Source organism: Vitreoscilla massiliensis (assembly GCF_001457815.1).
GTDB lineage: Bacteria > Pseudomonadota > Gammaproteobacteria > Burkholderiales > Neisseriaceae > Vitreoscilla > Vitreoscilla massiliensis.
On the sequence record NZ_LN898215.1, the window covers coordinates 93,108 to 99,111 of the forward strand.

The 6,004-nt window shown below is 48.5% G+C and carries 2 tRNA genes and 3 rRNA genes; all 5 read left to right on the forward strand.

What is annotated here, in order from left to right:
- The first annotated feature begins 491 nt into the window (after window positions 1–491).
- The 5 genes from BN3003_RS00505 (at window position 492) to rrf (ending at window position 5,984) form a co-directional block, all read left to right on the forward strand.
- Window positions 492–2,029 (forward strand): 16S ribosomal RNA (locus BN3003_RS00505).
- Window positions 2,030–2,108: 79 nt separating this feature from the next.
- A tRNA-Ile gene (locus BN3003_RS00510) sits at window positions 2,109–2,185 on the forward strand.
- A gap of 138 nt (window positions 2,186–2,323) precedes the next feature.
- Window positions 2,324–2,399, forward strand: a tRNA-Ala gene (locus BN3003_RS00515).
- A 413-nt stretch (window positions 2,400–2,812) separates the two neighbouring features.
- Window positions 2,813–5,704, forward strand: a 23S ribosomal RNA gene (locus BN3003_RS00520).
- 166 nt (window positions 5,705–5,870) lie between these two features.
- Window positions 5,871–5,984, forward strand: a 5S ribosomal RNA gene (rrf, locus tag BN3003_RS00525).
- Together the 16S, 23S and 5S rRNA genes with 2 tRNA genes alongside form the textbook arrangement of a ribosomal RNA operon.
- Window positions 5,985–6,004: the final 20 nt, after the last annotated feature.

Sequence of the window (6,004 nt, forward strand, 5' to 3'; positions counted from 1 at the left end):
TAGGTATACAGGTATTCATTCTTAAAGCGGCCTGTAAGTTGGATGTGATGGTGTTGCTAGAACAGTTTGTGATGCTTAATTAGGAGATATTGGATTTATTTTCGGTCTGTTTAGAGAATTTTGTATGGCTTGTGAACGGGGTTCATACAGTAAACACAAGGCTTCTGGCCGGGTGCATAAAATAATTTTCCTATAAAACGCAAGTAAATCAGCAAGTTTTCATTTTCATGTAAATATATTGTTGCTTGGGTGTTGACGAGTTGGTGAGATGTGCGTAAGATTCGGCTTCTTCGCTGCTGACACAGCAACGAAACAACCGCTTCGGTTGCTTTATTAGGTGTCGTAGCACAGCTCTTTAAAAACAGATTACCGATAAGTGTGAGTGCGAAAAGCCTCACACTGCTAAAGAAGTAAAGACAAGATATGATATTAATCATTTCTCGTTCTTTTCTTTTGAGAAGCAGACCAGAAGTTATATTAGCTTAGAGATTAAACATAAGAGTTTGATCCTGGCTCAGATTGAACGCTGGCGGCATGCTTTACACATGCAAGTCGAACGGCAGCATGGGTGCTTGCACCTGATGGCGAGTGGCGAACGGGTGAGTAATACATCGGAACGTACCAAGTAATGGGGGATAACTACTCGAAAGAGTGGCTAATACCGCATACGCCCTAAGGGGGAAAGCAGGGGATCTTCGGACCTTGCGTTATTTGAGCGGCCGATGTCTGATTAGCTAGTTGGTGGGGTAAAAGCCTACCAAGGCGACGATCAGTAGCGGGTCTGAGAGGATGATCCGCCACACTGGGACTGAGACACGGCCCAGACTCCTACGGGAGACAGCAGTGGGGAATTTTGGACAATGGGGGGAACCCTGATCCAGCCATGCCGCGTGTATGAAGAAGGCCTTCGGGTTGTAAAGTACTTTTGTTAGGGAAGAAAAGCTTGTTGATAATACCAATGAGTCATGACGGTACCTAAAGAATAAGCACCGGCTAACTACGTGCCAGCAGCCGCGGTAATACGTAGGGTGCAAGCGTTAATCGGAATTACTGGGCGTAAAGCGAGCGCAGGCGGTTATTTAAGTCAGGTGTGAAAGCCCCGAGCTCAACTTGGGACGTGCATTTGAAACTGGATAACTAGAGTGTGTCAGAGGGGGGTAGAATTCCACGTGTAGCAGTGAAATGCGTAGAGATGTGGAGGAATACCGATGGCGAAGGCAGCCCCCTGGGATAACACTGACGCTCATGCTCGAAAGCGTGGGTAGCAAACAGGATTAGATACCCTGGTAGTCCACGCCCTAAACGATGTCAATTAGCTGTTGGGAGATTAAAAGCTCTTGGTAGCGTAGCTAACGCGTGAAATTGACCGCCTGGGGAGTACGGTCGCAAGATTAAAACTCAAAGGAATTGACGGGGACCCGCACAAGCGGTGGATGATGTGGATTAATTCGATGCAACGCGAAGAACCTTACCTGGTCTTGACATGTGCGGAATCCTCCAGAGACGGAGGAGTGCCTTCGGGAACCGTAACACAGGTGCTGCATGGCTGTCGTCAGCTCGTGTCGTGAGATGTTGGGTTAAGTCCCGCAACGAGCGCAACCCTTGTCATTAGTTGCTACCATTCAGTTGAGCACTCTAATGAGACTGCCGGTGACAAACCGGAGGAAGGTGGGGATGACGTCAAGTCCTCATGGCCCTTATGACCAGGGCTTCACACGTCATACAATGGTCGGTACAGAGGGTAGCCAAGCCGCGAGGTGGAGCCAATCTCATAAAGCCGATCGTAGTCCGGATCGCACTCTGCAACTCGAGTGCGTGAAGTCGGAATCGCTAGTAATCGCAGGTCAGCATACTGCGGTGAATACGTTCCCGGGTCTTGTACACACCGCCCGTCACACCATGGGAGTGGGGGATACCAGAAGTAGGTAGGATAACCGTAAGGAGTCCGCTTACCACGGTATGCTTCATGACTGGGGTGAAGTCGTAACAAGGTAGCCGTAGGGGAACCTGCGGCTGGATCACCTCCTTTCTAGAGATAGAAGAGGCTTGACGCATTCACACTTATCGGTAAACTGAAATGAAGATGCAAGAAGAAACAGCAACGACCTGGGTTTGTAGCTCAGCTGGTTAGAGCACACGCTTGATAAGCGTGGGGTCGGAGGTTCAAGTCCTCCCAGACCCACCACTTATTAAGTAAGACTTATAGGTGATGGTTGTGGTTGGTACGGAGTTAGCTGAGTATGATGTATTCAGACGAGGCGAGAAGAAGCGAAGCATACTTATGTATGTGAGCGACTGAGCAACGAAGTATCAATACATCAGAGGGGGCATAGCTCAGTTGGTAGAGCACCTGCTTTGCAAGCAGGGGGTCATCGGTTCGATCCCGTTTGCCTCCACCACTGACTGCTGTAGTAACTTTGCAAATCAAAGAAGATTAACAGCTGCGGCTGTTATTTGTTTCCTTGTTAATAAGGAAATGGTATACTAGTCGTCTTTGATTTGCGAAGCGTGTGAGCGGATAAGCAGTACAAAGCGAAACACATAAAAAGCAACGCATTGATCTTTAAAAAATTAGAAAGCCGAAATCAACAAACAAAAGACAATGTTGTTGTTTAAGCAAGACGTAAGTCAGCCTTTACAGGCCGCTTAAATAACACAGTAATTTGGGTGATGATTGTATCTGCGATTAACGAATTCAAAAGGCGTTAATCGTAACAACCAAGTAGTAAGCTTTATTGTAAGAGAGAATCAAGTTTAAGGAAGACACGTCAACTGTCCAGTTAAACAAAGTCAGAGGTTCTTGAAATGATAGAGTCAAGTGAATAAGTGCATCAGGTGGATGCCTTGGCGATGATAGGCGAAGAAGGACGTGTAAGCCTGCGAAAAGCGTGGGGGAGCTGGCAATAAAGCTTTGATCCCGCGATGTCCGAATGGGGAAACCCACTCAATTTATTGAGTATCCTAGACTGAATACATAGGTCTAGAGAAGCGAACCTGGAGAACTGAACCATCTAAGTACCCAGAGGAAAAGAAATCAACCGAGATTCCGTAAGTAGTGGCGAGCGAACACGGAAAAGCCTGTTAGTGATATTAGTCGAGATAGAAGAACATTCTGGAAAGTATGACCATAGAGCGTGATAGTCGCGTATTCGAAATCTCAATTAAGGTACTAAGCTAACGACAAGTAGGGCGGGACACGAGAAATCCTGTCTGAATATGGGGGGACCATCCTCCAAGGCTAAATACTCATCATCGACCGATAGTGAACCAGTACCGTGAGGGAAAGGCGAAAAGAACCCCGGGAGGGGAGTGAAATAGAACCTGAAACCTGATGCATACAAACAGTGGGAGCGGACTTGTTCCGTGACTGCGTACCTTTTGTATAATGGGTCAACGACTTACGTTCAGTAGCGAGCTTAACCGAATAGGGGAGGCGTAGAGAAATCGAGTCTTAATAGGGCGATTAGTTGCTGGGCGTAGACCCGAAACCGAGTGATCTATCCATGGCCAGGATGAAGTTGCCGTAACAGGTAATGGAGGTCCGAACCCACTAATGTTGCAAAATTAGGGGATGAGCTGTGGATAGGGGTGAAAGGCTAAACAAACTCGGAGATAGCTGGTTCTCCCCGAAAACTATTTAGGTAGTGCCTCGAGGTACACTGATGGGGGTAAAGCACTGTTATGGCTAGGGGGTTATTGCAACTTACCAACCCATGGCAAACTAAGAATACCATCAAGTGATTCCTCGGGAGACAGACATCGGGTGCTAACGTCCGGTGTCAAGAGGGAAACAACCCAGACCGCCAGCTAAGGTCCCAAATGATAGATTAAGTGGTAAACGAAGTGAGAAGGCCCAGACAGCTAGGATGTTGGCTTAGAAGCAGCCATCATTTAAAGAAAGCGTAATAGCTCACTAGTCGAGTCGTCTTGCGCGGAAGATGTAACGGGGCTCAAATCTATAACCGAAGCTGCGGATGTGCGCGTAAGCGTATGTGGTAGGGGAGCGTTCTGTAGGCCTGCGAAGGTGTGTTGTGAAGCATGCTGGAGGTATCAGAAGTGCGAATGTTGACATGAGTAGCGATAAAGGGGGTGAAAAGCCCCCTCGCCGAAAGCCCAAGGTTTCCTACGCAACGTTCATCGGCGTAGGGTGAGTCGGCCCCTAAGGCGAGGCAGAGATGCGTAGTCGATGGGAAACAGGTTAATATTCCTGTACTTGATTTAAGTGCGATGTGGGGACGGAGAAGGTTAGGTCAGCAAACTGTTGGAATAGTTTGTTCAAGCCGGTAGGTGGAATTCTTAGGCAAATCCGGGAATTCATTAACACCGAGAAGTGATAACGAGGTTCTACGGAACTGAAGTGACCAATACCACGCTTCCAGGAAAAGCCACTAAGCTTCAGCTTAAATCGAACCGTACCGCAAACCGACACAGGTGGGCAGGATGAGAATTCTAAGGCGCTTGAGAGAACTCGGGAGAAGGAACTCGGCAAATTGATACCGTAACTTCGGGAGAAGGTATGCCCCATAACGTTAAGGATTTACTCCGTAAGCGATGTGGGGCCGCAGAGAATAGGTGGCTGCGACTGTTTATTAAAAACACAGCACTCTGCTAACACGAAAGTGGACGTATAGGGTGTGACGCCTGCCCGGTGCTGGAAGGTTAATTGAAGATGTGCAAGCATCGGATCGAAGCCCCAGTAAACGGCGGCCGTAACTATAACGGTCCTAAGGTAGCGAAATTCCTTGTCGGGTAAGTTCCGACCCGCACGAATGGCGTAACGATGGCCACACTGTCTCCTCCCGAGACTCAGCGAAGTTGAAGTGGTTGTGAAGATGCAATCTACCCGCTGCTAGACGGAAAGACCCCGTGAACCTTTACTGTAGCTTTGCATTGGACTTTGAAGTCACTTGTGTAGGATAGGTGGGAGGCTTTGAAGCAGAGACGCTAGTTTCTGTGGAGCCGTCCTTGAAATACCACCCTGGTGACTTTGAGGTTCTAACCCAGATCCGTTATCCGGATCGGGGACCGTGCATGGTAGGCAGTTTGACTGGGGCGGTCTCCTCCCAAAGAGTAACGGAGGAGTTCGAAGGTTACCTAGGTCCGGTCGGAAATCGGACTGATAGTGCAATGGCAAAAGGTAGCTTAACTGCGAGACCCACAAGTCGAGCAGGTGCGAAAGCAGGACATAGTGATCCGGTGGTTCTGTATGGAAGGGCCATCGCTCAACGGATAAAAGGTACTCCGGGGATAACAGGCTGATTCCGCCCAAGAGTTCATATCGACGGCGGAGTTTGGCACCTCGATGTCGGCTCATCACATCCTGGGGCTGTAGTCGGTCCCAAGGGTATGGCTGTTCGCCATTTAAAGTGGTACGTGAGCTGGGTTTAAAACGTCGTGAGACAGTTTGGTCCCTATCTGCAGTGGGCGTTGGAAGTTTGACGGGGGCTGCTCCTAGTACGAGAGGACCGGAGTGGACGAACCTCTGGTGTACCGGTTGTCACGCCAGTGGCATAGCCGGGTAGCTAAGTTCGGAAGAGATAAACGCTGAAAGCATCTAAGCGTGAAACTCGCCTGAAGATGAGACTTCCCTTGTGGTTTAACCACACTAAAGAGTCGTTCGAGACCAGGACGTTGATAGGTGAGGTGTGGAAGAGCGGTAACGCTTGAAGCTAACTCATACTAATTGCTCGTGAGGCTTGACTCTATCATTTGAAGAACTTCGAATGATGAAGCTTACTACAATAAGCATACAATTCATTACCTGTTGATTTAAGTTTACGTAAGGCGCATAATACGCGACTTACAAAAAGCGAACCTTGTGAAAACAGTCCAAAGACGCTTCACAAAACGGCTTTCTAATACCCTTTTTGTTTGGCGGCCATAGCAAGTTGGTCCCACGCCTTCCCATCCCGAACAGGACCGTGAAACGATTTAGCGCCGATGATAGTGTGGATTACCCATGTGAAAGTAGGTCACCGCCAAACTCCCCATTCTAAAGCCCTGG